Origin of the sequence: Hydrogenophaga sp., assembly GCF_051007235.1 — a bacterium.
Classification (GTDB): domain Bacteria; phylum Pseudomonadota; class Gammaproteobacteria; order Burkholderiales; family Burkholderiaceae_C; genus Hydrogenophaga.
This window is the reverse complement of record NZ_JBPCSJ010000410.1, coordinates 1-2593: the sequence shown is the minus strand read 5'-3', so window position 1 is coordinate 2593 and position 2593 is coordinate 1. Positions and strand designations below refer to the sequence as shown.

4 protein-coding genes are annotated in these 2593 nt (G+C 65.1%); all 4 read left to right on the top strand.

The genetic code is table 11. The features are described 5' to 3' along the window. Nucleotides 1–449: 449 nt before the first annotated feature. A complete protein-coding gene (locus ACR2JA_RS14610; protein ID WP_434009808.1) occupies nt 450–929 on the top strand; it encodes a cupin domain-containing protein in 480 nt (159 codons plus the stop codon). Nucleotides 930–951: 22 nt separating this feature from the next. Beyond that, complete coding sequence (locus ACR2JA_RS14605) at nt 952–1917, top strand: VOC family protein (protein ID WP_434009807.1); 966 nt, start codon at nt 952–954, stop codon at nt 1915–1917. 36 nt (nt 1918–1953) lie between these two features. Next, complete coding sequence (locus ACR2JA_RS14600) at nt 1954–2178, top strand: recombinase-like helix-turn-helix domain-containing protein (protein ID WP_434009806.1); 225 nt, start codon at nt 1954–1956, stop codon at nt 2176–2178. Nucleotides 2179–2211: 33 nt separating this feature from the next. Further along, on the top strand, nt 2212–2593 hold a 382-nt coding region (locus ACR2JA_RS14595), incomplete at its 3' end, for a Rieske 2Fe-2S domain-containing protein (RefSeq protein WP_434009805.1).

Here is a 2593-nt window from a genome sequence, read left to right as displayed (position 1 = left end):
GAGGGCCGCGGAACGGGGCGAAATCAGCCTCCAAACCGACCTTCAAAGCCTGAAATCTCCGCCATCCGAAATCGAGTGCATCAACTCACACTGCAGCGGGTGTTGTGCAGACCTTCCCTAACCATTCGAATGCATGCTGAAACCCCCCGTTGGGGCTCAGGGTCATTTAGAGAAGGCAGGACCGGGGGTGGTCAAGTCAGACTCTTTGCGCATTGCGCGCTTGTTGTTTCCGGCCGTTCTGGTCCGCAGCGCCCGCTGACGGTGACGCCTGTGGTAGCCGGTCCTATTTGTTCAGCATTTCAGTCAGGCATTGGTTGACGTCATCCGGTCTTTGACCCTACGATTCGTTCGTTTCTCAAAAGAAACAATATTTCGGTAATGAAACAAACGAGACGCTCATGAACACCGAAACGACCTCCGCACCGACCCGATACCAGCTACCGGCCGGAATGAACCTGCACCAGTGGATGCTTACCCGCGTGGCCACCCGTGCAACGCGTCGCTACGACTGGGATGCGCTGAAGTTCCAGGCCGATCTTGATCCCAAGTACCGCCGGGCGCAGATGCGCTACGTGGGCACTGGCGCCACCGGCGTGGCCAGCGACGAGAACACCGTGCCGGCCGAGCATTTCACCTTCTCGACCATGATCCTGCCGGCCGGTGCCGAAGGGCCGCTGCACATCCACACCGATGTGGAAGAGGTGTTCTTCGTGCTGCGCGGTCGGGTCAAGCTGATCGCTGAGTTCAACGGTGACACCTGGGAGATGGAAGCCGGCGAGCGCGATCTGATCTCCTGGCCGGTCGGCGTCTACCGTGGCGTGATCAACATCGGCGACGAAGAAGCGCTGATGTGCGTGATCGTGGGCAATCCCAAACCCGCCACGCCGACCTACCCGCCCGACCATCCGCTGGCCAGCATCCAGCGCTGACTCCATACAAGGACAAGTACCCATGAGCATCCAGGGCATTGACCAGATCACCTTCGGTGCGCAGGACCTGCCGACCTGCCGCCGCTTTTTTGCCGACTGGGGCCTCACGCTGATCAGCGAAGACGCGCAGCAATTGGTCTTCGAATCGCTCAATGGCTGCCAGGTGGTGGTGGCGCACAGCGACAAGCCCGGCTTGGCGGCGGGCGTTGAGCCTGACCCGACCCTGCGCGAGGTGGTCTGGTGCGTGGCCGATGCGACGGCGCTGGAAGCGGTCCGCCAACACATGAAGGCCCAGCCTGGCTATCTTGACGACGGGCAGCGGATCGGTTGCACCGACCCGAACGGCCTGGCGGTGCGGGTGCAGGTCACGCACAAGCGCCCGGTGCAGTTGACCGCCGCGCAGACCAACACCTGGACCGAGCGCAAACGCATCAACCAGCCCGCCCCGGCCTATGACCGCGCCACGCCGGTGGAGGTGGGCCATGTGGTGTTCTTTGTCACCGACCTTGCGACCACCACCACGTTCTACGAGCAGGTGCTGGGCTTTGTGGTGTCCGACCGCTACCCGGGTCGCGGGTCCTTCCTGCGCTGCGCGCCCGAGGGCGGTCACCACGACCTGTTCCTGCTGCAGCCACCCGAGCCGCGCAAGGGCCTGAACCACGTGGCTTTCACCGTGCGCGACCTGCACGAGGTCATCGGTGGCGGCATGCACATGTCGCGCCAGGGCTGGAAGACCGAGCTGGGCCCGGGCCGCCACCCGATCTCGTCGGCCCTGTTCTGGTACTTCGAGAACCCCGCGGGCGCACTGGTGGAGTACTACACCGACGAAGACGAGCTGACCGCCGACTGGCAGCCGCGCGACTTCACGCCTGGCCCCACGGTGTTCGCCGAATGGGCCATCAGGGGCGGCATCGACGGGAACACCCGCCGCCAGATGAACGCCGAAGCGCCCAGCGGCCGCTTCATGACCGACAAACCCAAGGCCTGAAACAAGGCTGTCCTCACCGCCCCACGGAGACACACCATGCGCACCCCGGAGCTCTACAACGAAACCCACCAGACCCGCACCGCACCGCCCACGGCTTACGAAAGCCTGCTCGGCGACTCGATCGAACGGGCCTTCGCACAAGGCATCCACGACCTGACCGGCCTGGTGTCCTACCTCAACAGCGCCGGCCCGGCCGGCCCCAACGGCCAGCCCTGGACCGAGCAGAGCTACTGCCAGGAAATGGCCCGCCTGGGCGCCTGAGCGCCCACCGATCACCGCGACAGGAGAACACCGATGAACACCGCCGTTGTCAACGTCCAGCTCGACCCCACCGATGCCGTCCTCGAAGTGGGTCTCAAAGACCTCTGGTACCCGGTCTGCCCGTCCAGCTTCGTCAAGGAAAGCCCGGTCTCGCTGCGCCGCCTGGGCTACAAGATCGCGCTCTGGCGCGACCAGGCCGGCAAGGTCCACGCGCTGGAAGACCACTGCCCGCACAGCGGCGCGCCGCTGTCGCTGGGCGTGATCCTGGGCGACCGCATCGCCTGCCCATACCACGGCGTGGAAGTGCGCTGCGATGGCACCGTCACCCGCGTGCCGGGCAGCCCGGGCTGCAAGCTCGAAGGCGCCCAGGCCACGCGCCGCTTCCATGTGGCCGAGGCCGCCGGTGCCATCTTCC